This is a genomic window from Listeria sp. ILCC792 (assembly GCF_900186135.1).
Classification (GTDB): Bacteria; Bacillota; Bacilli; order Lactobacillales; family Listeriaceae; genus Listeria; species Listeria goaensis.
In genome coordinates, this window is the sequence record NZ_FYBO01000009.1 from 59817 (window position 1) to 84742 (window position 24926).

Annotated in this window: 25 protein-coding genes; 22 read left to right on the top strand and 3 right to left on the bottom strand. The window is 40.3% G+C overall.

Features of this window, described 5'->3' with window-relative positions:
- Positions 1 to 9 precede the first annotated feature (9 nt).
- Positions 10 to 1290 carry a helix-turn-helix domain-containing protein gene (locus CFS60_RS10220; RefSeq protein ID WP_088810787.1) on the bottom strand — a complete coding sequence of 427 codons (1281 nt, stop codon included), beginning with the start codon at positions 1288 to 1290 and terminating at the stop codon, positions 10 to 12.
- 513 nt (positions 1291 to 1803) lie between these two features.
- Between CFS60_RS10220 and CFS60_RS10225 the strand changes: the two genes are divergently transcribed.
- From CFS60_RS10225 to CFS60_RS10240, 4 genes are all read left to right on the top strand, one after another.
- Positions 1804 to 2784 carry a mannose/fructose/sorbose PTS transporter subunit IIA gene (locus CFS60_RS10225; RefSeq protein ID WP_088810786.1) on the top strand — a complete coding sequence of 327 codons (981 nt, stop codon included), beginning with the start codon at positions 1804 to 1806 and terminating at the stop codon, positions 2782 to 2784.
- Between the two features lie 30 nt (positions 2785 to 2814).
- Positions 2815 to 3621 (top strand): PTS mannose/fructose/sorbose transporter subunit IIC, encoded by an 807-nt coding sequence (locus tag CFS60_RS10230; protein WP_088810785.1) that lies wholly within the window; start codon positions 2815 to 2817, stop codon positions 3619 to 3621.
- Between the two features lie 24 nt (positions 3622 to 3645).
- Entirely contained in the window at positions 3646 to 4557 is a 912-nt protein-coding gene (locus CFS60_RS10235) for a PTS system mannose/fructose/sorbose family transporter subunit IID (protein WP_088810784.1), read from the top strand.
- 98 nt (positions 4558 to 4655) lie between these two features.
- On the top strand, positions 4656 to 5039 hold the full coding sequence (locus CFS60_RS10240) for a DUF956 family protein (protein ID WP_088810783.1): 384 nt from the start codon (positions 4656 to 4658) through the stop codon (positions 5037 to 5039).
- Between the two features lie 35 nt (positions 5040 to 5074).
- On the opposite strand, the gene CFS60_RS10245 is transcribed toward CFS60_RS10240, so the two are convergent.
- Positions 5075 to 5353 (bottom strand): AbrB/MazE/SpoVT family DNA-binding domain-containing protein, encoded by a 279-nt coding sequence (locus CFS60_RS10245; RefSeq protein WP_088810782.1) that lies wholly within the window; start codon positions 5351 to 5353, stop codon positions 5075 to 5077.
- A 164-nt stretch (positions 5354 to 5517) separates the two neighbouring features.
- Between CFS60_RS10245 and CFS60_RS10250 the strand changes: the two genes are divergently transcribed.
- The 5 genes from CFS60_RS10250 to metG all read left to right on the top strand — a co-directional run bounded on the left by CFS60_RS10250 (position 5518) and on the right by metG (position 10912).
- Entirely contained in the window at positions 5518 to 5883 is a 366-nt protein-coding gene (locus CFS60_RS10250) for a BlaI/MecI/CopY family transcriptional regulator (RefSeq protein WP_088810781.1), read from the top strand.
- Between the two features lie 5 nt (positions 5884 to 5888).
- Complete coding sequence (locus CFS60_RS10255; protein ID WP_088839211.1) at positions 5889 to 6764, top strand: M56 family metallopeptidase; 876 nt, start codon at positions 5889 to 5891, stop codon at positions 6762 to 6764.
- Complete coding sequence (locus CFS60_RS10260; RefSeq protein WP_088839212.1) at positions 6761 to 7861, top strand: PepSY domain-containing protein; 1101 nt, start codon at positions 6761 to 6763, stop codon at positions 7859 to 7861. The genes CFS60_RS10255 and CFS60_RS10260 overlap by 4 nt, the downstream gene beginning before the upstream one ends.
- Positions 7862 to 7996: 135 nt before the next feature.
- Positions 7997 to 8854, top strand: a complete 858-nt coding sequence (locus CFS60_RS10265) for a GRP family sugar transporter (protein WP_088815912.1) — start codon at positions 7997 to 7999, stop codon at positions 8852 to 8854.
- A gap of 63 nt (positions 8855 to 8917) precedes the next feature.
- On the top strand, positions 8918 to 10912 hold the full coding sequence (metG, locus tag CFS60_RS10270; protein WP_088810778.1) for a methionine--tRNA ligase: 1995 nt from the start codon (positions 8918 to 8920) through the stop codon (positions 10910 to 10912).
- Positions 10913 to 10956: 44 nt separating this feature from the next.
- Here metG and CFS60_RS10275 read toward each other — a convergent pair whose 3' ends face one another.
- A complete protein-coding gene (locus CFS60_RS10275; protein ID WP_088810777.1) occupies positions 10957 to 11556 on the bottom strand; it encodes a TetR/AcrR family transcriptional regulator in 600 nt (199 codons plus the stop codon).
- A gap of 299 nt (positions 11557 to 11855) precedes the next feature.
- On the opposite strand from CFS60_RS10275, the gene CFS60_RS10280 reads away from it, so the two are divergent.
- From CFS60_RS10280 to CFS60_RS10345, 13 genes are all read left to right on the top strand, one after another.
- Complete coding sequence (locus CFS60_RS10280) at positions 11856 to 12737, top strand: ABC transporter ATP-binding protein (protein WP_088810776.1); 882 nt, start codon at positions 11856 to 11858, stop codon at positions 12735 to 12737.
- A gap of 24 nt (positions 12738 to 12761) precedes the next feature.
- The gene (locus tag CFS60_RS10285; RefSeq protein ID WP_088825826.1) at positions 12762 to 14375 is read left to right on the top strand and encodes an ABC transporter permease; all 1614 of its coding nucleotides are present in this window, start codon (positions 12762 to 12764) and stop codon (positions 14373 to 14375) included.
- 71 nt (positions 14376 to 14446) lie between these two features.
- Positions 14447 to 15217 carry a TatD family hydrolase gene (locus CFS60_RS10290; protein ID WP_088810774.1) on the top strand — a complete coding sequence of 257 codons (771 nt, stop codon included), beginning with the start codon at positions 14447 to 14449 and terminating at the stop codon, positions 15215 to 15217.
- A gap of 291 nt (positions 15218 to 15508) precedes the next feature.
- Positions 15509 to 16729, top strand: coding sequence for a G5 and 3D domain-containing protein (locus tag CFS60_RS10295; RefSeq protein ID WP_088810773.1), 1221 nt, complete (start codon positions 15509 to 15511; stop codon positions 16727 to 16729).
- A gap of 94 nt (positions 16730 to 16823) precedes the next feature.
- On the top strand, positions 16824 to 17396 hold the full coding sequence (rnmV, locus tag CFS60_RS10300; RefSeq protein WP_088839213.1) for a ribonuclease M5: 573 nt from the start codon (positions 16824 to 16826) through the stop codon (positions 17394 to 17396).
- Positions 17389 to 18276, top strand: a complete 888-nt coding sequence (gene rsmA / locus CFS60_RS10305; RefSeq protein WP_088810771.1) for a 16S rRNA (adenine(1518)-N(6)/adenine(1519)-N(6))-dimethyltransferase RsmA — start codon at positions 17389 to 17391, stop codon at positions 18274 to 18276. Before rnmV ends, rsmA begins: the two co-directional genes overlap by 8 nt.
- A 117-nt stretch (positions 18277 to 18393) precedes the next feature.
- Complete coding sequence (gene veg, locus CFS60_RS10310) at positions 18394 to 18651, top strand: biofilm formation stimulator Veg (protein WP_088810770.1); 258 nt, start codon at positions 18394 to 18396, stop codon at positions 18649 to 18651.
- A 447-nt stretch (positions 18652 to 19098) separates the two neighbouring features.
- Positions 19099 to 19959 carry a 4-(cytidine 5'-diphospho)-2-C-methyl-D-erythritol kinase gene (ispE, locus tag CFS60_RS10320; protein WP_088839215.1) on the top strand — a complete coding sequence of 287 codons (861 nt, stop codon included), beginning with the start codon at positions 19099 to 19101 and terminating at the stop codon, positions 19957 to 19959.
- A gap of 17 nt (positions 19960 to 19976) precedes the next feature.
- On the top strand, positions 19977 to 20714 hold the full coding sequence (chbG, locus tag CFS60_RS10325) for a chitin disaccharide deacetylase (protein WP_088810768.1): 738 nt from the start codon (positions 19977 to 19979) through the stop codon (positions 20712 to 20714).
- A 108-nt stretch (positions 20715 to 20822) separates the two neighbouring features.
- Positions 20823 to 21644: a pur operon repressor gene (purR, locus tag CFS60_RS10330; RefSeq protein WP_088810767.1), complete on the top strand. Its 822-nt coding sequence runs from the start codon at positions 20823 to 20825 to the stop codon at positions 21642 to 21644.
- Positions 21645 to 21829: 185 nt separating this feature from the next.
- Complete coding sequence (locus CFS60_RS10335) at positions 21830 to 22501, top strand: efflux RND transporter periplasmic adaptor subunit (RefSeq protein ID WP_088810766.1); 672 nt, start codon at positions 21830 to 21832, stop codon at positions 22499 to 22501.
- A 26-nt stretch (positions 22502 to 22527) separates the two neighbouring features.
- Positions 22528 to 23214, top strand: coding sequence for an ABC transporter ATP-binding protein (locus CFS60_RS10340; protein ID WP_088810765.1), 687 nt, complete (start codon positions 22528 to 22530; stop codon positions 23212 to 23214).
- Positions 23211 to 24407: an ABC transporter permease gene (locus tag CFS60_RS10345; RefSeq protein WP_088810764.1), complete on the top strand. Its 1197-nt coding sequence runs from the start codon at positions 23211 to 23213 to the stop codon at positions 24405 to 24407. The genes CFS60_RS10340 and CFS60_RS10345 overlap by 4 nt, the downstream gene beginning before the upstream one ends.
- Positions 24408 to 24926: the final 519 nt, after the last annotated feature.

Sequence of the window (24926 nt, forward strand, 5' to 3'; positions counted from 1 at the left end):
TTTATTCTCCTAACCTTCTTTTAGTAAATAGACAATTTTTTTATACATATCTGAAGACTTTTTATATTGCCTTTTTTTCTCGGCGCAAATGCCAAGGGTTTCATATAGCGGGACTAGTCGCTCGATAATCGGGTTCTCTTCAAAATACATTATGCAGGATTCTGCTTCTTCTTCCGCGAGTTGATAGTCACCGTTTGAAATAGCAAGCATCGCTTTGTAAAATCGTAATGCATAACCTTGGTCGCTATTTTTAGGAAGTTTTTCGAGTTCTTCAATCAGTATAGCAAGCCTATCGAATTGTTTTCCTAATAAGGCGATATCGGCCCTGTAGATTTTTATTAATGTAAAAAATGTTTCTTCGACTTCTGAAGAGTGTTGTAAAAACGTATTAAAACGTTCGCTTTCTGACTCAGCCTCAACCAACTTTCCTGTTTTAATAAGCATGACGATGCGATTGTTAAAAATGGTAATGAGATAAGTTCCTTTTATTGTTAAATCCAAATGAGCTACATTTTCTTCGGCTTTCGATAGACTAATCAGTGCTTCCTCGGAAAAACCTAAATAAAAATAATAGTTGCTTTGTAAAACATAAAAGCTTGGGAGATGATAATTTAAGTTCTTTAGTTGAATTTTTTGCATTGCCTCATCTAAACTCTTCTTTGCCACCTCGAATTTTCTCAGTGTAAGCAGAATTTCAACTTCTATTTTTTTTACGGCAAGCCAAGGCTCGACATCTTCCGTAAGAAGTGGGAGCAGCAACTTACAATAGCTATAGGCGAGTTCAAAATCATTTTTCGACCTAAAAACTTGGATTTTATAAAAGTAAAAAGCTTTTTTTAACGGGCTTGGAAGGTCTTTGATATCGTCGTCCGAAAACTCTTTTAAATAAAAGTTTAAATAGTTTTTATGTAAAAAAGCATAATTTTTGTTATCCCCGATTGATTGATAATAACAAGCTGCCATAAGTTTAGAAGTTAATTCAATCACAAGTGGGTTGGAACAGTTCGGAAGTGTGGTGACATATGTTTCATCAATATCAATGAAAACAATCATCTGGTTTACGATATCATTTGCGCCTTGCAATATATGGTTAGATATATCTTCGGCTTTAAGCAGATAATCTGCGGGTACCTCAAGTTTTTCAGCGAATTTAGATGCTAAATCTTCAGCGAGGATATAACGCCCTTTTAAAATATTTGAAAAATGGGGTAAAGTGATTAGTCCGCTTACAAGTTCTTTTCGTGACATCCCTTTTTTGTCGAGTAAAAAATTAATTCTTTCTTTGAGCATTGTCCTCCTCCTTGTTGAGTCATTTGCTAGCGATATGTATACTTTAACATATTAAAAAACACAAATATAGTTGCTGAAAGCAATACAAAAATATTTCTTGATAGAAGCTATGAAGCGTATTTCTTTAAATTTTGTATTGTAACAATTAACTAATTAAGACAAAATATGACGAGATTCTGCTGCAAAAGCAGAATTTTTTCAAATATAAATGCAAGGTTAGGGCTGGTTTTCGTTAAATAATACACTAATATTTATCAGGAAATAGCGTATTAATCTATAATACACTTCGAGAAATTTAATTTTTAAAATTCGACGGATGAGCGGTATACAATGCCATCCGCTTTGATACACTATATTTGGCACGAAACTTGCAATACATTAAATGGATGCTCTTCGTTAAAAAGGGAGTGCATTTAGATTTTTAAGATAGACAAAAACGGAATCACACATTAAATCTGCCTAGACATTTGACTGTCTATTTTAAACAAAATATTTCACTTAGGAGGTAAAAGAATGGTAGGAATTATCCTTGCAACCCATGGAGAGTTTGCTTCTGGCGTCTTGCAATCTGGTACGATGATTTTTGGAGAGCAAGAAAATGTTCAAGCGATTACGCTGATGCCAAATGAAGGCCCTGACGATGTAAGAGCAAAGATGGAAGCTGCGATTGCAACGTTTGATAACCAAGATCAAGTATTGATTTTAGTTGATCTTTGGGGAGGCACTCCGTTTAATCAAGCGAACAACTTGTTTGAAGCGCATGCTGATTCGTGGGCAATTGTAGCCGGTCTTAACTTACCAATGCTCATCGAAGCCTTTGCATCACGCTTCACTATGGAATCTGCGCAAGAAATTGCGGCGCATATTATTGGGAGCGGCAAAGAAGGAATTCGAGTGAAACCGGAAGAACTAGAACCAGCAGAAGCTGCACCTGTAGCAGCGGAACAAGCAGCAGGCCCGATGGCACCGGGAACTGTTGTTGGAGATGGGAAAATAAAATTTGTTTTAGCACGTGTTGACTCTCGTTTGTTACACGGACAAGTGGCAACAGCTTGGACAAAATCAACGCAACCGAATCGCATCATTGTTGTATCGGATGCTGTTTCGAAAGATGATTTGCGTAAGAAGTTAATTGAACAAGCAGCACCACCAGGCGTTAAAGCAAATGTTATTCCAGTTGACAAAATGATTGAAATCTCAAAAGATACACGTTTTGGGAATACAAAAGCACTTTTATTATTTGAAAATCCAGAAGATGTGTTAAGAGCTGTTGAAGGTGGCGTAGACATTAAGGAAGTAAATGTTGGCTCTATGGCACATTCTGTCGGCAAAGTGGTAGTAAGCAAAGTACTTTCAATGGGACCAGAAGATGTGGCAGCTTTCGATAAGCTAAAAGAAAAAGGTATTAAATTCGATGTTCGTAAAGTTCCAAACGATTCTAGCGCGAACATGGAGGACATCATCAAAAAAGCAAAAGCAGAATTAAAAGGGTAAGCGAATAAATTCAAAAATAGGAGGTACATTATGACTATTATATCAATGATTTTAGTAATAATCGTTGCATTTATAGCGGGTATTGAAGGGATTCTGGATGAATTTCAATTCCATCAACCTTTAGTAGCATGTACATTAATTGGTTTAGTAACAGGGAACTTAACTGCCTGTATCATCCTCGGTGGTACGCTTCAAATGATCGCACTTGGATGGGCAAATATCGGAGCAGCGGTTGCACCGGATGCGGCACTGGCGTCAGTAGCATCAGCAATTATTTTAGTTTTAGGTGGACAAGGTGTAGCAGGTATTCCGTCCGCAATCGCAATTGCAATTCCACTTGCAGTAGCAGGTCTTTTCTTAACAATGATCGTTCGTACTTTAGCCGTTCCAATCGTTCATATGATGGATAGAGCAGCTGAAAAAGGGCATATGCGAGAAGTTGAATGGTTACACATTTCAGCAATCTGTATGCAAGGTTTACGTATCGCAATTCCAGCAGCGGCGCTATTATTTATCCCAGCAGCCACTGTACAAAATTTCCTAGAATCAATGCCAGCATGGTTAACAGATGGTATGGCAATCGGTGGGGGAATGGTAGTAGCCGTTGGTTATGCACTTGTAATCAACATGATGGCGACAAAAGAAGTATGGCCTTTCTTCGTTATTGGTTTTGTTGTAGCAGCAATTTCCGAGTTAACATTAATCGCACTAGGTGCATTAGGTGTTGCATTAGCGCTTATTTACTTACAACTTTCTAAAATGAGCGGTGGAAACTCTAACGGCGGTGGAAAAGGTAACTCAAGTGATCCGCTCGGGGATATATTAAACGACTATTAAGCCTAAAAAAGGAGGAGAATAAAAATGGCAGAAAAAGTTGAATTAACGAAACGAGACCGCCTGAAAGTAGCATGGCGCTCTACGTTTATTCAAGGTTCTTGGAACTATGAACGTATGCAAAATGGTGGCTGGGTATTCTCAATGCTTCCAGCGATTAAAAAATTATATAAATCTAAAGATGACCGTTCTGAAGCGATGAAACGTCACTTGGAATTCTTTAACACGCACCCCTACATTGCCTCACCAATTCTCGGTGTAACGCTTGCGCTAGAAGAAGAACGCGCAAACGGAGCAGAAGTTGATGATGTTGCAATTCAAGGGGTAAAAGTTGGTATGATGGGACCGCTTGCTGGCGTTGGGGATCCGGTATTCTGGTTCACACTACGTCCAATGTTAGGCGCTTTAGGTGCTTCTCTTGCTCTTAGCGGAAACATTCTTGGCCCAATTATCTTTTTCGTTGCTTGGAATATTATTCGTTGGGGCTTCATGTGGTACACACAAGAGTTTGCTTACAAAGCAGGTTCTAAAATTACTGATGACCTTTCTGGTGGACTTCTTCAAGACATTACAAAAGGTGCTTCGATACTCGGTATGTTCGTGCTCGCCGCCCTGGTACAAAGGTGGGTAAACATTCAGTTCGCGCCAATCATCTCTAAAGTTAAACTTGATGAAGGAGCTTATATTGATTGGAACCACCTGCCAGCAGGCGCTCAAGGGATTAAAACAGCTCTTGAACAACAAAATGCCGGCTTAGCACTTTCTGAAATAAAAGTTACGACGTTACAAAATAACTTAGATAGTTTAATTCCAGGACTTGCTGCCTTAGCACTTACATTCTTATGTATGTGGTTGCTTAAGAAAAAAATCAGTCCAATTATTATCATTCTTGGCTTATTCGTAGTAGGTGTGGTTGGACACGTTATCGGACTCTTCTAAAAAGGAAACAGTTAAAGTGGTTGGTTCCCGCCAACCACTTTCTCCTTAATTTTTTGGTATAATGAATGTCAAAGTAAAAAGAAATGGAGCGGATATATTTGGTTCAGTCGATAAATACGAAGGTAGATTTAACAATAGATGCTACTGCTTTTACGGGGCTCACGGATTACGGAAAAATCATGATAGGCGATAAGGGTTTTGAATTTTTTAATTCAAGAGACGTGCGCAAGTTTATTCAAATTCCGTGGGAAGAAGTCGACCAAGTCATTGTTTCAGTTATGCTAAAAGGGAAGTGGATTCCCCGCTATGCTATTAAAACGAAGCAAAATGGCACGTACACTTTTTCTTCTAAAAAGCCAAAAGACGCCTTACGAGCAATACGCGTATACGTCGATCCGGCCAATATGACGCCCTCTATCAGCTTCTTTGATGTTGTAAAAAGTGCTTCTAAAAACATATTTCGTAAGTTTAAGAAAAAGTAATTTGAAAAAGGAGCTTGGATACCCAAGCTCCTTTTTCATGTATCAAACTGACGTTTAATTTCTGCAATCAATTGATTCGCCCCGTCTTTACTTAACGTTAGCTTGCCGTCCAAAAAATGCTTATTCTCCGAAGAAATCGTCCCCGTTACATCGCATTCAAGTCCAGCAATATACTTTTTGAAAATGATGGCATTATCATCAATAAAAATCTCCATCGGATCATGGACATTTATATTAAGTGTGCGCCTAATTTCAATTGGAATAACAACACGCCCTAAATCATCAATTTTTCGAACAATTCCAGTGGACTTCATTGGATTACACCTTCCTTTTATTCAAAATATTCTTCTAGACTTTACCCCTCTTTAAGTAAAAGTATACCTGGTGGGGCAATTTTAATTTGAATAAAAATACTTGATTTTCCAAAACGACAAATGTATTATAAAGAAAAACGACAATTGTAGAAAGAGGTGCACACATGAAAAAATTGCCAGATTCTGAATTTGAAGTTATGCAAGCTGTATGGAAACTAGCAGGGGCGGTTTCAACGAACGAAATCATCGCTGAACTAGCCGACGACAAGGACTGGAAGCCCCAAACCGTGTTAACTTTATTAACGCGTTTAGTGGAAAAGGAGTTTTTAGAAAGCAGCAAAAATGGGCGTGAACGTCGCTTTTCGCCAATCGTTTCGGAAGAAGAATATTTACAAGTCGAAACGAAAAATTTTATGAAGAAACACTACAATAACTCTATCACACAGTTAGTTAATACATTATATGATGGAAAAGATTTGACACATGATGATATTAATGAATTAAAAGACTGGCTAAACAAGGAAGGATAAACAGCATGGAAAAATTTTTATCACAGCTTTTTGAGATTTCACTTGCCATGTCCTTTATAATTCTCGCTTTTATTGCCTTTAATTATTTTTTCGCAAAAAAATATGCAGCAAAGTGGCGTTATGTTATTTGGATAATCATTTTAATAGGACTTCTCATCCCTTTTCGACCAACATTCGATTTTTCACTGACGAATAATAATCCGCCGCTTGAACGTATTGAAACTGCTCAAGAAGCTTCTGTGTTAGAATCAGAAACTTCCGCGGATAATACGGTTGCAGTTCAAAGCGATGCGGAACGAAATAGCGTACTGGATATTTCAATGATTTTATTTGTTATCTGGTTAACTGGTGCGCTGCTATTTCTAGCCTACACACTCTGGAGCCACATTAAATTTTCCAGATTGGTTAAAAGATGGAGCAGTCCCGTAAGAGATGCAGCAATACTTACTGTTTTAGAACAAGAAAAAGAACGTTTGAATCTGTTACATAAAAAAGTCGCAGTTTATACGTGCAAAATGGAAATTAGTCCCATGTTCATTCATTTGCTGCGCCCAACGATTTTAATACCAAATAAAACAATTTCGGAAGATGAACTCGCTTTTATTTTCCGACATGAGCTCGTCCATTTTAAACGAAAAGATCTTTGGGTGAGATACGCGATGCTTATGATAAATGCGATTTATTGGTTTAATCCGGTGATTTATTTTATGGCGAAAGCACTTCAAAATGATTGCGAAGAATCGTGTGATGAAAAAGTAGTCCGCGGGCTTGATCGCTCCGGCAGAATAGAATATGGTGAAACGATTATTGGCGTTATTGGAAGAGGAAAAACACTGAATACTAAACTATCAACGAACTTTTATGGAGGAAAAAAACAATGAAAAAAAGACTAACAACGATTATGGATACGAGTAAGAAAAAAGTAGGAGTAGCACTATTAGTATCGGTTCTTACCATTAGTGGAATTGCAGTTTCAGGAAGCATTTGGTTAAACGGAAGTGATTCACATGCGGAAGCAGCCGCGGATATTACGGCGAGTCAGGCTAAAAAAATTGCGCTTAAGGAAACTGGCGGCGGTAAAGTCGTGAAGTATAACCTTGATACTGAAAATGGTAGAAAAGTTTATGAAATTGAAATTGTTAAAGGAAATACGAAATATAGTATAGACATCGGTGCAGCCGATTCACGCATTTATAGTTATGAAGAAAAGCAAATCAATTCTGGGACGACTTCAACAAATAAAAAAGAAATTACAGCAGCAGAGGCTGAACAAATTGCCCTCAAGAAAGCTGGTGGCGGCAAAGTTACATCTTCTAAAGTAGCTGATGAAAACAATAAAAAAGTTTATGAAATTGAGATTTTAAATGGCAATGTCAAACATGATGTTGAAGTTGGCGCGCTTGATTCTAAAATTTACAAGTATGAAAAAGAAACGGTTAACACGTCTGGACAAGCAAGTCCCAAAACAGGTTCAGAAAACAATACGACAAATAAATCTACATCAGGAACAACTGGCATTTCGCTTGCACAAGCCCAACAAATCGCGCTTGCTAAAACGGGCGGTGGCCGAGTAGTTAATGCTTATACGGATTACGATGATGGACGTAAAGAGTACGATTTTAAAATTGTTAATGGCAACACGGAATATGAAGTTGAAATCGGTGCAGCTGATTCGAAAGTTTACAAGTTCGAAAAAGAAACTATCCGCACTTCAGGCAGTGGCAGTCAGGCGCAAACGAAGTCAAATGGAACGCCAAGCCAAACGGCAGAAATTTCTCTTTCTAAAGCCCAACAAATCGCGCTCGGCAGAACGGGCGGCGGGCGTGTAATCACGAGTGAGGTAGACTACGAGAATGGCCGTAAAGAATATGAATTTGAAATTGTTAAAGGAAACATGGAATATGATGTAACAGTTGGTGCGGCAGACTCTAAAATTTATAACTTTGATCAAGAGACCGTAGACGGCGACGATGACTAATCGTTAAATAGGACAAAAACCAGAAATTCTTCCGAGAAGAATCTCTGGTTTTTTTGTTGCGTGCTATCATTCGAAATAAGTATCCGTTATAATAAGAAGAAGTACAAAATTCGGGTTAAAAGGGGGAGCAAAAGTTTGAACATTTTGATTGCATTAATTCCAGCGGTTTTATGGGGGATTATGCCGCTTGTCATTACGAAGGTCGGGGGAACAGCACGCCAACAAACAATGGGAGTCACACTTGGTGCGTTCGTCTTTGCGTTAATTGTATTTGTATTCAGACAACCTGACTACACCGTTCAAACGCTTGTCGTAAGTTTTTTTACAGGGTGTTTATGGTCTGTTGGTCAAATGTTTCAGTTGCAGTCTTTTAAAGTTATTGGTGTTTCAAAGGCGATGCCGATCTCAACAGGCATGCAACTTGTAGGTACAACGCTTTGCGGCGTACTTTTATTTCATGAGTGGGACACGACGCTACGTCTCGTTCTAGGTTTTTCGGCGCTCGTTCTAATTGTTGGCGGAATTTATCTGACTTCTTATGCCGAGCATCAAACGGACGCGGATAAATCGGTTAGTCGCGGTTTAATGCTTCTGACAATTTCATCGCTTGGCTACATCGGTTATGTGGTTATCATTCAAGGGTTCCATATTAATGGTTTTGATGCAATTTTACCGCAGGCTGCTGGTATGGTGGTGTCTGCTTTTGTGATGACATACAATGGGAAAGAAAAGCGCTTCACGAAGCGGACATGGCTTATTATGATTCCGGGCATGATTTGGGCGGGCGGAAATCTAGCAATGCTCTATGCAAACGGGCTTGTTGGCGTCGCAACTGGATTCTCTCTATCACAACTTGGCGTCGTAATCTCGACACTAGGCGGCATTTTACTTTTAGGAGAAAAGAAAACGAAAAAAGAAATGGCGTTCGTCATTGTCGGCGTAATACTCGTTGTAATCGGCGGCGTTCTAATTGGTGTCACAAAAGGTATCTAAAAATCTGCATCTGAATGTGCTATAATATAACGGAATCGTTTAGAATTTTAGGAGGGGAAAGGGTTGCCGAAAGAAAAAAATACATTTTATATTACAACGCCCATTTATTATCCAAGTGGAAAAGCGCACATCGGGCATGCGTACACAACCGTTGCAGGAGATGCGATGGCGCGTTATAAACGCTTAAAAGGATTTGACGTTTTTTACTTAACAGGCACAGACGAACACGGGCAAAAAATCCAAGCGAAAGCCGAAGAACAAGGGATTTCAGAACAAGCCTATGTGGATGAAATCGCCAGCGGTTTTAAAGGGCTGTGGGAAAAACTAGAAATTACCAATACGGATTTTATTCGCACCACTGAATCGCGCCACAAAATGGGCGTGGAGAAAATCTTCCAAAAATTAGTAGATCAAGGCGACATCTATTTAGGCGAATATGAAGGTTGGTATTCCGTATCTGATGAAGAATATTTCACAGAAACCCAGCTTGAAGAAGTTTACCGTGATGAAAACGGCAAAGTCATTGGCGGAAAAGCCCCAAGCGGGAATGAAGTGGAGCTCGTTAAAGAAGAATCCTATTTCTTCCGCATGAGCAAATACGCGGACCGTTTAGTGGACTACTACAATTCGCATCCTGAATTCATTTTGCCAGAATCACGTAAAAATGAAATGCTTAAAAATTTTATCGAACCAGGCCTTGAAGACTTAGCTGTTTCTCGCACGACGTTCGATTGGGGAATTAAAGTACCAGGGAATCCGAAACACGTGGTATACGTTTGGATTGACGCGCTTTCCAATTATATTACGGCACTCGGGTACGGCTCGAATGATGACGCGAAATTCCAGAAATACTGGCCAGCTGACGTGCATATTGTCGGAAAAGAAATCGTGCGTTTCCATACAATTTACTGGCCAATCATTTTGATGGCGCTCGATTTACCGCTTCCAAAAATGATTTTCGGGCATGGCTGGATTTTGATGAAAGACGGCAAAATGTCCAAATCAAAAGGAAATGTCGTGGATCCATATATGCTCATTGACCGCTACGGACTAGATGCCGTGCGCTATTATTTGCTCCGTGAAGTCCCGTTCGGCTCAGACGGTTTATTCACCCCGGAAGATTTTGTCGACCGCATCAATTACGACCTCGCGAACGACTTGGGGAACCTTTTAAACCGCACGATTGCTATGATTAACAAATATTTTGATGGCGAAATTCCTAGCTATTCTGGGAAAATTACCGAGTTTGATGAACCGCTTCTTGCATTCAAGGACGCGGTCGTCAAAGAATATGAGGCAAACATGGACCACATGCAGTTTTCAGTTGCGCTGCGCGAACTTTGGTCTTATGTGTCACGAACGAATAAATATATCGATGAAACCGCGCCTTGGGTTTTAGCGAAAGACGAATCAAAACGGGCGGAACTAGGCAGCGTCATGGTGCATCTTGCGGAAAGCTTGCGCATCATTGCCGTATTATTAAAACCATTTTTAACAAAAGCGCCTGAATCCATCTTAGAACAACTCGGCTTAGACAAAAACCAGGATTTCGACTCACTTGTTGGCTTTGGCCACATTCCAGCCGGCACAAAAGTAGTCGCAAAAGGCACGCCAATCTTCCCACGCCTAGATGCAGCGGAAGAAGTAACATATATCCAAGAACAAATGAAAGCGACGCAACCAGTCACCGCCGCTGAAGAAAGAGAAGCCGAAATCACACCGTTTGAAACCCCAGAAATCGGCATCGAAGACTTCGACAAACTCGATTTACGCGTGGCTGAAGTGAAACAAGTGGAAAAAGTAAAAAAAGCCGACAAATTGTTGTGCTTTAAGCTTGATTTAGGCGAAGGCGAACTCCGCCAAGTACTATCCGGCATTGCCCAGTTTTATGCACCAGAAGACTTAATCGGTAAAAAAGTCATTGTCGTAGCCAACCTTAAGCCAGTTAAACTCCGCGGCCTAATGAGCGAAGGCATGATCTTATCCGGCGAGTCAGGCGGCAAACTAAGCGTCATTGAAGCCCCAAGCGGCCTACCAAACGGCGCGAAAGTGAAGTAAACAGTAAAACCCCCGAGTTCAAACTGAACTCGGGGTTTTTTTTATCATTTATTCGGCGGCGCAATCCCTTTCACAAGAAGCTCCGTCCATTCCTCCGTATAAGGCAAAATACGCTCATAAATTGCTGGGCTCGAAATGCCTTCGACGAGTGCCTGAAAATAAAGAATTAAGAACTCATCTGAATATTTCAAGTCCACTTTTCCCTCTTTCCGCCCACGGTGAAATAAATCCAGCATCATATTAAAACTTTGCTTCGTGTACTCCTCCATAATGCGCGTCATGCCGTCGTCCTCTTTTTCAGTGAAATACACCATTAAATCCAAATAAAATTGCTTATTTACTTTGTCTAAAAAACGGATTTTATTTTGACTCATTGCAATGATGGTTTCTTCGAATGGTTTATTCTCCGCCATAATCGCCTTTGCCGATTCGCCCATTTCGTTTAAAAACTTATAGAACACCTCGTGGATGATATTTTCCTTGCTACCAAAATATTTAAAAATGGTCGTTTTGCCGACGTTTGCTGATTTTACGATGTCATCGACAGTTAAGTTTTTAACGCCAGCTTCTGTATTCATTAATTTGAAAGCCGCTTCCAAAACGCTTTTTTTCTTTTCTTCCGTGCGTTTTTCGAAACCATTCATGATAATCCCTACTTTCTCAAAAGTCTAAAGTCTATTTTAAAGTTCATAATTATTTTCTCTTCTATTATATATAAACCTTGTAGAAACTTCAATAAAAAAATAGTTCATAAAATTATTGACTTATCCTTGAAATGGGTCTATTATAGGACTCATAAATCTTATTTAGTTTTAAATAAAGTTAAATATCTTTAGTTAAGAACGATATTATAATTTATAGTTCTTAATTAAAAAGTTTTAAACTCTAGTTTAAAAGGGAATGAGAACATTAATAAAACGCGTCAAAAAAGGAGTCTAGTGTTATGACTGAAATTATGAAAGTGCGAGGATTGCAAAAAAAATTCGGAAAATTCCAAGCGTTAGAAGATGTTACATTTACTGTTGGTGCTGGTGAGGTCGTTGGTTTTATCGGACCAAATGGTGCTGGGAAGTCGACAACAATTCGCACAATACTTGGAATCATTAAACGGGATGCAGGTGATGTTACCGTTTTTGATTTAGATGTTTGGAAGGATAGTCTTGAAATTCATAAGCGTATTTCATACGTACCAGGCGATGTAGCGCTTTGGGGCAGCTTGACGGGCGGAGAGATTATTGATTTGTTTATGAAACTTCACGGCGGCGGCGATAAAGCGAAACGTGATCATTTAATCAAACGTTTTGAACTTGACCCTAAGAAAAAAGCGAAGAGCTATTCGAAGGGAAATCGTCAAAAAGTTGGCTTGATTGCTGCGCTTTCGGTTGAGTCCGATTTGTATATTTTTGATGAGCCAACTTCTGGACTGGATCCGCTCATGGAGTCGGTTTTCCAAGATGAAGTGGAAAAAATTAAGCATGCAGGAAAAGCGATTCTGCTTTCCTCTCATATTTTGAGCGAGGTAGAACGTTTAGCTGATAAAGTCGTAATTATTCGGCAAGGGAATATTGTGGAAACTGGTACGCTTGATGAATTACGTCATTTAACGCGTTCAACGATTACGGTTGTAACAGAAGGCGACGCAGGCGAACTTGCGAATGTGGAAGGCGTACATGATTTTGCGCAACACGAAAATAAAGCCACATTTTCTGCCGACAACCAACATATTAATACGATTTTATTAGCGGCTTCTAAGCTCGGTGTCAAAAAATTTGAATCTGTACCTCCTACGCTTGAAGATCTATTCATGCGTCACTATGAAGGTTAGGCGATGGGACTGGAGGGGAATCTAATGAAAGAAAAATTTGCTCGCTGGCATATTTTATTTCTACAATATGCCAAACGCGATTATAAGAAAATTATATTTTGGGTAGTAGGTCTAGGCGCTTTTTCTGGGGCTTACGTTCCAGCGTTTGAAGAAATCGCAAAAGGATCAGGCTTAATTGGTATGTATGAAACGATGCAAAATCCGGCGATGATCTCGATGGTCGGACCAACACCTGTTTCCAGTGCGGCCGATTATACGCTTGGTGCGATGTACTCGAATGAAATGCTCCTTTTCTGTGGCTTATTTGCAATGATCGTTTCGGCGCTGCACGTTGTTGGGCACACGAGAAAAGAAGAAGATTTAGGTTTAACTGAACTTGTGCGCTCGTTCCAAGTTGGTCGTCAATCCAATTCGCTTGCGGTCATTCTGGAAACGATTGTAATCAATGTCCTACTAGGCGCGTTTATCGCCATCATGATGGCAAGTTTTGGCGCAACAAGTATTACGCTGGGCGGTTCGATGCTATTTGGGGCATCAATTGCTGCGGCTGGCTTAATCGGGGCAGTTATCGCCTTGGTGATGGCGCAAATTATGCCGAATTCATCAAGCGCGACAGGCGCTTCGCTTGGAATTGTAGGTCTGTTGTATATTTTGCGTGCTGGAACGGATGTCGCCAATGTCGATTTGTCCATGCTAAATCCAATGGGGTGGACATACTTAACCTACCCTTTTACCGAAAATAATGTTTTGCCGCTTTTATATGCTTTGATTTTCAGTGTGGTGATGATTGTCATCGCGTTTGCGCTTGAACAAAAGCGCGATATGGGTGCAGGTTATTTGCCAGAGCGGGAAGGACGCGCTACGGCGAAAAAATCTTTGCTTTCTGTACCAGGATTATTTTTCAAAATTAATAAAGGCGTGATTATCGGCTGGCTGATTGCATTTGCTGTTATGGGCGCAGCGTACGGCTCGATTTACGGCGATATGCAGTCGTTCCTTGAAAGTAACGACGTGTTGAAACAAATGTTTACGCAAACGGGCGTTTCGATTGAAGAATCGTTCACGGCAACGATTATGATGGTGTTAGTGAGCCTCGTTGCGATTCTGCCGATTGCGATTATTAATAAACTTTTTGTGGAAGAAAGCCGGCTTCGCTTAAGTCAACTTTATTCGACGAAGGTAACCCGCAGTAAATTGTACTGGACATCGGTTTCGCTGGCCATCTTGTCGGCGGTAGCCGGAATTTTACTCGCCGTTAGCAGCCTAGGGGGTACAGCCATTTCTGTGATGAAAAATAATTCAACAATGGATATGGGTGACTTTTTAGCAAGCGGCTTTAATTTCTTGCCTGCCGTACTATTTTTCATCGGTCTTGCTGCATTTGTATTCGGCTTTGCGCCTAAACTTGGCAAACTGGTCTATGTTTACCTTGGCTATTCATTTGCGCTCAACTATTTCAGCGGAATTTTAGACTTGCCAGACTGGTTTTTAAAGACGGCGATTCAAAGTTTTATCCCACAAATGCCTATGGAAAGTTTCGACGCCCCAACGTTTGTGACCATAACAATCATCGGTTGCGCGTTAATTATCCTTGGCTACTTCGGCTATAAGAAACGCGATTTAATTGAAGGTGCCTAAAAGAAGGTGAGCTAGCTCACCTTCTTTTTTTATATTATAATAGAAGAAAGATGAATTTTGGAGGAGTAAAAATGCTTTTTGATACGCATGTACATTTAAATGATGACGCGTTTAATGATGATTTAGAAGAAGTGATTAAACGTGCGAAGGAAAATGATGTTACGAAGATGGCGGTTGTCGGTTTTAATCGCAAAACAATTGAACGCGCGCTTGAACTGGCGGATAAATATGAGTTTATTTATTTGATTTTAGGGTGGCACCCTACAGATGCAATTGATTTCACAGATGCGGATTTAGATTGGCTGCGGGAACTTACGAAGCATCCTAAGATGGTGGCGCTAGGCGAAATGGGGCTTGATTATCATTGGGACACGTCGCCGAAGGAAGTTCAATTTGAGGTTTTTCGCAAACAAATTCGGTTGGCGAGGGAAGTCAAGATGCCCATCGTCATTCATAACCGCGAAGCAACGGATGACATTATCCAAATTTTAAAAGAAGAAAAAGCAGAAGAAGTCGGCGGCATTATGCATTGCTTCGGTGAAACGGTGGAGGTCATGGAGGCGTGCCTTGCGATGAATTTTTATATTTCTTTCGGTGGGACAGTCACTTTTAAAAATGCGAAGTTGCCAAAAATTGCGGCGGAAGCTATACCAATTGATCGGATTTTAATCGAAACTGATGCGCCTTATCTCGCTCCACACCCCAATCGAGGCAAAAGAAATGAACCCGCTTACGTCAAGTTGGTTGCCGAAAAAATCGCCGAATTGAAAGAAATGAAATATGAAGACATTGCTACGGCAACAACGAATAACGCCCAAAAGCTATTTCGAATAGACTTTTAATTGTTACATTCCTGTAATAAAAGCGGCTGTCTGTAATGCATTCTTAAGTTTGTTGGATACAAGGGGGATGGATTAGTCCAAACCCCCTGATTTTATGCCTAAGTCTTGAGTCGTAGTTTTTTGACATCTAATTGACATAAAGTCTAATTTTGTCAAAATGAACATTTTCAAGTGGCTTTATATCAATGTTTTTGATGATATATTGAGAAAATGTGAACAAAGAATTGGTAAAATTGACAGTTCTTTCCTCCCTTGTATATAATCACTAGCGAGTAGAAAGGGGAGAAATATATGACCATGGAAAACAGCAGTAACGTAGACCAACCATCAAAATGGAAATTACCTATTTTGATTGCAGGATTTGTTATTGTAGTAGCACTGGTTTTTTATTTCGTTTTCGAAGGAACAAAAAACGATATCACCATTTTAAATGCAGGTGAAAAAATTGAAGCAAAGACACATGCAGCTACAGTTGGTGAAGCTTTAGATGAATCAGGAATTAAATTAGGTGCACACGATGAAGTGTCACCATCTAAAAATACAAAAATTAAAGATGGCATGGAAATTAAGTTTTCTAACGCTAATCAAGTGAATATTACTGATAACGGTAATGAAACAAAAGTGTGGAGTACAAAGGCGACTGTAGAAGAGTTGCTTAAGGATGAAAATATCACAACTCGTCCTCATGATGTTGTTAATGTGGCACTTGATACGAAATTGAAAGACGGTTTAAACATAAAAATCGACCGTGCGATTAATTTGGTATTACAAAATGGTGCTCAAAAAGAACAAGTTTGGTCCACAAAAGCAAATGTTGGTGACCTTTTAGAAGAGAAGAACATTAAGCTTCAAAAAGATGACCGCGTTTCGCCAGCTAAACATACAGCTTTAAAAGAAAATATGGCAATTTTGGTTACATACGTAGATAAAAAGGCAGAAGAAAAGACCGAAAAAATTAATTTTGATACAGTATATCAAAACGATGCTAGTCTTGAAAAAGGTGAAACAAAGGTTGTTTCTGCCGGTAAACAAGGCTCTAAAAAAGTAAAATATGAAGTTGTTTTAGAAAATGGTAAAGAAAAAGCACGTAAACGCATCAGTGAATCAGTTGTTACAAAAAGTGAAAATCAAGTTGTTGCACGTGGAACAAAAGCCGTCCAAACGGTTTCTGTAAGTCATTCAAGCAAGTCGAAAGCGTCGAACGTGAATCGTTCTTCTCAGGCGTCTGCTCCAAGTGGCGGTAAAACTTTCACAATGCAATCAACAGCTTATACAGGTGGCGGAAGAACTGCGACAGGTATTAATTTAAGTGCGAACCCGGGCTTAAAAGTTGTTGCGGTTGATCCAAGCGTCATTCCACTAGGCTCAAAAGTTTGGGTTGAAGGATACGGCGTTGCGATTGCTGGGGACACAGGTGGAGCAATTAAAGGGAATATCGTTGACGTTTATTTCCCAGACCATGGCTCTTGTGTAAACTGGGGACGCAGAACTGTTACTGTACGTGTTTTATAATTAAGTATATCGAGCGAAGCCTAGCGAAATAGGCTTCGCTTTTTTTGTGGGCTGTGGTATGATAACTTTATTGATTTGAAAAAGGACGTTAAAAATGGAGAAACCAATTATTCAAGAAATTATCGTTGTGGAAGGCCGGGACGACACGGCGGCGCTTGGTCGGGCAGTCATTGCCGACACCATTGAAACAGGCGGTTCAGCAATTAATCAAAGCATTTTAGAGGAGATTAAACACGCCAAAGAAAAACGCGGTGTCATTATTTTTACAGATCCTGATTTTCCGGGAGAAAAAATTAGAAAAACCATTGAGGCGTATGTTCCGGGATGCAAACACGCGTTTATTGCGCGCAAGGATGCACTGCCGAAATATGGCCGGGGACTTGGCGTGGAGCACGCCAGTGTTGAAGTTATTCAAAACGCGCTTTTAAGCTATCACTCGCGTGCGGAAATTGCGGCTGAAACGCTAGTGCCACGCGAAAAAATTATCGCCTCAGGGCTCTTATTTGGCGCCGGTGCGAAACAGCGTCGCACGAAATTAGGGGACATTTTGCGAATTGGTTATACGAACGGCAAACAACTTGAGGTGCGTCTAAAAATGTTCGGCATCACAGAACTGGAATTCGATGAAGCACTAGAAGCCGTTTTACAGGAGGAAAAGAATGAGTAAAGATATTGCAACGCCTATTCGGACGACTGAAATTTTAAAAAAATACGGTTTTTTGTTCAAGAAAAGTCTCGGGCAAAATTTCTTGATTGACCCGAATATTTTGCGGCGAATTGTTGGGACGGCTGATGTTACGAGTGAAACAAATGTCATCGAAATTGGCCCGGGCATTGGGGCTCTGACGGAACATTTGGCGCGTTCTGCGAAACAAGTAGTTGCTTTTGAAATTGATCAAAGGCTACTACCTATTCTTGCGGATACGCTTTCGCCGTATGAAAATATTAAAATTGTTCACTCTGATATTTTAAAAGCGGATGTGCTTAACGTAATGCGTGAGCAGTTTGAAAATCCAGATGCGCCACTCAGAATTGTTGCGAATCTCCCGTATTATGTGACCACGCCAATTATATTGCAGCTTTTGCATGAAAAAGTTCCTGCCAAATCAATGACGTTCATGCTACAAAAAGAGGTCGCGGAACGCATTAGCGCGAATCCAGGAACAAAAAGCTACGGCAGTTTATCGATTGCAATTCAGTTTTACATGGAAGCGGAACTGGCCTTCATTGTGCCGAAAACGGTCTTCATGCCGCAACCGAATGTGGATTCAGCAGTTATTCATTTGGTGAAGCGCGAAAAGCCGGCTGCTGAAGTGAACGATGAAATTTTCTTTTTTGAAGTGACTCGCGCGGCTTTTGCTCAAAGACGTAAAACGCTTTGGAATAATTTAGCGTCCAAATTTCCAAAATTAAAGGAACGAAAAGCTGAATTAGAAGCGCGATTTTCGGAAATAAATATCGATTTATCAAGACGCGGAGAAACATTCAGCATTGCTGAATTTGCTAAAATAAGTAATGAATTACAACTTTTCATAAAAAATGATTAATTTTTTATAAGAAAAGATATATTGTTGTTGACATTGTACCATTTCATTGATAAAATATTCTGTTATTGATTTTCCTCTTGCTTTATGCTATAATTTTATTTAGTGAGGTGGAAAATAATGCCAAAAACCATTGCAAGCATTAAAAAAAGCCTAGACGAGAGACTAGGTAAAGCTTTAACATTGAAAGCAAACGGAGGCCGTAAAAAAACGATTGAACGTTGCGGTGTTTTAGCAGAAACCTATCCATCCGTTTTCATTGTTGAACTAAATCAAGATGAAAACAACTTTGAAAGAGTGTCCTACAGCTACACAGACATTCTAACAGACGCAGTCGAACTTGAGTTCACAGACGACAAGACAGAAGTCGCATTATAATGAAGAGCAAGCCGAACCAGTGGTTCGGCTTTTTGCTTGGACTCTTAGGAAGCGTAGTTTGCTTCCTTAGAGTCCAAGTATGAACTTGGAGCGAAGCTCCGAGTTCGAGCCGAAAAGCTCTCTTAGGAAGCGTAGTTTGCTTCCTTAGAGTCCAAGTATGAACTTGGAGCAAAGCTCCGAGTTCGAGCCGAAAAGCTCTCTTAGGAAGCGCACCTTGCTTCCATAGAGTCCAAGTATGAACGTATTCATCCGAGCCCAAAAGCCCCCTTAATAATCAAATTAGCTTCCATAGCCCCTAATCCCAAGCATAAACCCTCCTCATTTCCTTCCCCCCCCTCCTCAATTTACCCAATCGCACAGCCATCTCACAATTCAAACTACATATTTTTCCGCGCATATGATAAAATAAACGGAGAGATTTTAGAAGGATGTACGGAGGCCGAAAAAATGAAAATAACGATAAAGGCGCCAGCAAAAATCAATTTATCACTCGATGCCCTATATAAACGCGAAGATGGTTATCACGAAGTGGAAATGGTTATGACGACGATTGATTTATCGGACAGTTTGCAGCTAGAACTTCTTTCCGAGAACCGAATTGAATTAGACGTAAAAGCGCACTTTATTCCTGACGACAAGCGTAACTTAGTGTATCAAGCGGCACAGCTTTTAAAAGATAGGTATCAAGTGGAACAGGGAGTTAGAATTACTCTCGATAAGCAGATCCCAGTTTCTGCAGGACTAGCAGGGGGGAGCACAGATGCGGCAGCTACCTTGAAAGGGTTAAACAAACTTTGGAACTTAGGGCTTTCTTTAGAAAAATTAGCCGATTTAAGTGCCGAGATTGGCTCGGACATTGCGTTTTGTCTTTACGGCGGGACAGCGCTTGCCACAGGGCGCGGTGAGCTAATTGAGCGGCTTAAGCGCATGCCCGGGTGCTGGATTATTTTGGCAAAACCGAATATTGGCGTTTCAACCCCGTCTGTTTACAAGGAACTACGGGTGCAGGAAGTGGCGCATCCCGATACGAAAAAAATGCTCGCAGCGATTGCGACGAGCGATTTAGATGGCATTTGTGCGGCCATGGGAAATGTGCTAGAAAGTGTTACGTTAGAAAAAAATAGTCAAGTGAAGCAATTGAAAGAAAAAATGCTTGAATTCGGTGCTGATGCAGCAATGATGAGCGGTAGCGGACCAACAGTGTTTGCGATTGTGAAGCAGCATTCACGCGCGAAACGAGTGTACAACGGATTAAGAGGCTTTTGCGATGAAGTATACATGGTTAGACCATGGTCATATGACGAATAAAATAGAGGAGGATAACGATGAAACTCATTTTTAATGCTGATGATTTCGGAATGACAAAAGGGGCTGTGTACGGCACGTTAGACGCCTATAAGAATGGTGTTGTGCGTTCGACAACAATGCTTGCAAACGGCCACGCATTTGATCTCGCGGTTCAAATGGCGAAGGAAAACCCGGGGCTTGATATCGGGGTACATCTTGCGCTTACGTTCGGAAGTCCGGTTTTGAAGGATTTGAAGACGCTCGTAAATTATGAGGGCAAGTTTTATCGGAACATCGGTGAGCTGACACAAAACGCACCGGATTTTAGCCTAGAAGAAGTGGAACGCGAATTCACGGCGCAAATCGAAAAAATCAAGGCGGCGGGCATCCCGTTCACGCACTTTGACGTGCATCACCTGCTTGAACCGCATATTTACGAAGTAGAGCATCGTTTGGCAGAAAAATATGGGGTTAGCGTGCGAAGAAGCCTGCCAGACGTGGACTACAAACGATTGAAAACTCCAGACCTATTTTTAAATGATTTCTACGGCGAAGGAGTCACCATGACCACCATTCGCAAAATTGTTGAAGCTTACAAACATACCGACCAAGTCGTTGAAATCATGACGCACCCAGCGTTTATGGATGAGGAATTATTAGGACTATCATCGTATTCGGACATTCGCATGAAAGAAGTGACGCTACTTACATCAAAAGAACTGCAAAATTATTTAGCGCAAGAGAATGTTACGCTAGCTAGTTTTAGGGATTTGTAATAGCTCTTTTAAGTTGTCAAGAATTGCGAAGTCTTTTATAATAAAGAAAAATACGTACAAAGATTTTGATTTTTGATTTAATATACGGAGTTAAAAGGGAGAGAGATTATGAAAATTCGGCGTAGTGAACGTTTAATCGATATGACAGAGTTTCTATTATCGCATCCGCGCAAGTTAGTTCCACTTACGATGTTTGCTGAACGTTACAGCTCGGCGAAATCGTCTATTAGCGAGGACTTAGTTATTATTAAAAAGACGTTTGAAGACCGCGGAATTGGTACGCTTGAAACCGTTCCAGGAGCGGCAGGCGGCGTACGTTATATTTCTATTGCTGGAAATGCAGATGTGCTTGATTTTGTTCAAACGTTATGTAACCGCATTGCTGAGCCGAATCGCCTTTTGCCAGGCGGCTATTTATATTTATCGGATCTTTTAGGTGAACCAGTAACGCTAAAAGCAATTGGTAAAATTTTGGCGACTAAATTTAATGACCAACCGATCGATGCGATTATGACTGTTGCGACAAAAGGTATTCCAATTGCGCAGGCTGTTGCCGAACATTTAAGCGTACCGTTCGTTATCGTACGCCGTGATAGCAAGGTGACGGAAGGCTCAACGGTAAGCATCAATTATGTATCCGGCTCAACAAAACGAATTGAAAAAATGGAATTGTCAAAGCGCAGTCTTGCAGAAGGCTCAAACGTTTTAGTCGTAGATGATTTCATGAAAGCAGGCGGAACGGTTAACGGAATGAAAAACTTGCTTGAAGAATTCAATGCGAAATTGGTTGGTATCGCTGTTCTAGTTGAATCAGAATACGCAGAAGAACGCCTAATTGATGACTACGTATCGCTTGTTAAAATTAAAAATGTCAATGTAAAAGAAAAACAAATTGAAGTCGTGGAAGGCAATTATTTCACGGTTAAATAGATGAACTAGAGAAGTCTTATAGCAGGACTTCTTTTTTTGTGCCCGCACATTTTAACTTGAATGCTTCATAAAGCGCACGTTTTTTCCAGAAAGAAATCAGTCTGGGGCTGTACGTTGTTTGTGTGATTTTGTGGTAGAATGTATGAATATTGTAGAATTACATAGTTTGAAGAGGAGGAAAAAAATTGAAAAAATGGATTATCGCAATTATTGTCATCGTAGTGATTGGTGGTGGCGTAATTTGGTTTTTAAATAAAGGTGGCGAAAAGAAATCGGCTGATACGAGCGACTTTGTAACAACAAAAGTGAAGCAAGGTGACATGAAAATTAATGCAACCGGGACAGGTGCGATTGTGCCGCAAAATAAACAGTTCCCTGATTATGATGAACTAGAGTTTCAGGCGCAAATGGATGAACTCGATATCCCGAATATTAAAGTAGATCAGGCTGTTACGGTGAGCGTTACCGCACTTCCTGACAAAACTTTCAAAGGAAAAGTTAAAACGATTGCTGATCAGGGGCAAGCCCAAAACGGCGTATCCTCCTTCCCCGTTACGATTTCTTTAGAGAATACGGATGGGTTGAAATCAGGAATGACTGCAGACGCTTCGATTTTAGTGAACGAGAAGAAAGATGCACTCTACGTGCCAATTGAGGCCGTTCAAAAAGATGACGATAACCGTTATTATGTGATGGTACCGAAGAAAGAAAAAGAAGGACGCACGAAAAAAGAAAAACAATTTGTTGAAACAGGATTGCATAACGAAGATAATATCGAAATTACGAAAGGCCTGAAAAAAGGTGATACGGTTATCTTACCTTCCCAAAAATCCACGACAACAGAAGGCGGCTTTTAATCAAGCGGAAAAGGAGGGAACAAGACATGCATCCACTTATTGAGATGAAAAATATCACCAAAAGTTATACACTTGGTGGCGAAACCTTTAAAGCGCTTGATGATGTGACTTTATCCGTTGATGAAGGTGATTTTGTCACCATCGTAGGGCCGTCTGGTTCTGGGAAATCAACACTTATGAATATGATTGGTTGTCTAGACGTGCCGGATTCCGGCAGCTACGAGCTCGACGGAGTTGATGTTTATCGTTTAAACGATAATAAACTTTCTGAAATACGCAATAAAAAAATCGGGTTTATTTTTCAGCAATTTAATTTACTGACAAAGCTTTCCGCGCTTGAGAATGTCGAGTTGCCACTTGTTTATGGCGGTTACGGATCTTCTACGCGGGAAAAAATGGCGATGGACTGCTTAAACCGAGTCGGCCTTGCTGACAAAAAACGCAACCTGCCAACGCAATTGTCTGGCGGACAACAACAACGGGTAGCAATTGCGCGCGCTTTAGCAACCGAACCGTCGATTCTACTCGCAGACGAACCTACCGGCGCGCTTGATTCCAAAACGGGCAAGGAAGTCATGGGCATCTTGCAATCCTTAAACGCAGCCGGAAACACCATTGTTATGATTACCCATGATTTAGAACTCGCAAAATACGGCACGAAAAGCATTCGCATTCAAGACGGCCGTCTGTATAAAGAGGAGGTAAGCAAATGACAATCCTCCAAAGTATGAAAATGGCATTCAAGCAACTTAAAACGAGCAAGCTACGCTCCTTTTTAACCATGCTAGGTATTATTATTGGGGTTGCATCAGTGATTCTGCTCGTTTCGCTTGGAAAAGGCGTCACGCAAGAGGTTAACAGCCAAATGGGTGACCTCGGCTCGAACTTAGTTACGGTCATGAACAATTCCATGAACCCGAACGATAAAATTTCCTATGATGATGCGATGAAATATCAAAGCATCGATGGGGTTAAAAGCGTATCACCTGAACTATCTGGTCAAGTTAATGCCGCTTATGATTACCAAAATAAAAATATAAAAGTTATCGGTACAAATGACCAATATAAGGGCGCACGTAGTTTAGAACTTGAAAGTGGCCGCTTTTTACTGCCGATTGATGTTGAATACGGCCAAAAAGTAGCAGTGTTAGGCCCAAGCGTGGCTAGCGATTTATTCGGCTTTTCTGACCCAGTTGGGAAAACAATCCGTTTAAATGGCCTGCCATATAAAGTGGTCGGCGTCTTAAAAGAAAAAGGTGCATCTATGATGGGCTCAAGTGATGATCAAGTTTTCATTCCTATCATGGCCGCACAACGAATGTTGAAAGATACGAATGTACGCACGATTTATGTGGAAACAGATTCCGCGGATTCCGTTGATTTCGTTGTGAACACACTTGAATCACGACTTTCTATCCAGCTGAACGATAATGCAGAGGATACCTCCTCGCAATTAGGACCGAAGTATCAAGTTATTAATCAACAAGAGATTTTAAATGCCTTTAATACGATTAGTAACACACTTACTACCGCTTTAGGTGCTATCGCCGCCATTTCGTTAGTAGTGGGTGGAATCGGTATTATGAACATTATGCTCGTTTCCGTTAGTGAACGAACGCGTGAAATTGGAATAAGAAAAGCTTTAGGAGCGAAAAAGCGCGCTATTTTAACACAGTTCTTAATCGAATCTGTTGTTATTAGTGTAGTGGGCGGTGTTATCGGGATAATAATTGGCGTCAGTGGCGCAGTCATTTTTGGCAGCGTGGCGAATATTCCTTCCGGTGTAACGGCTGGCACAATTATATTCTCTTTCGTATTCTCGCTTTGCATAGGCGTTATCTTTGGTATCGCGCCAGCAAATAAGGCTGCTAAACTTCGACCTATTGATGCGCTCAGATCAGAATAAATTAAAAAAACACTTGGCCGGTAATCTAAAACGATTATCGGTCAGGTGTTTTTTTGAAAGTTGTAAAAATACCTATCGAAAAAGTATAAAAATATACGAAATGCTGTCTTGTCATCTATTTTTAATATGTTTGTTACACAATGAAAGTAAATGAGGTCTTAAATACTAAGTGGAAAAGTGGGTATTAGTGTATATCCCTTTGTTATCAATGGTTTCAAGGTTTCATTTTGTAGGGGGTTTGAATGAAAAATTATTTTATTTATGAATTTTTATAGAAATATTTTTGGTTTTAAATTGTGCACGAATTGATGGTGAGTTTTACTTTTAGAATATTTAAGAAATCGGAAACGCGGTTAAATTAGTGTGTCGCAACGATTTTGGTATACTTAATTAAAACTTTTTTAAAACAATTCGATTTGTCAATAACGATTAGTGAGATAGCTTGAATTTTTGAATCGAATTCACAAAGTTGTCAAATTTTCATTTTTTTATTATTATATGTATAGGGAAAATAGAGGT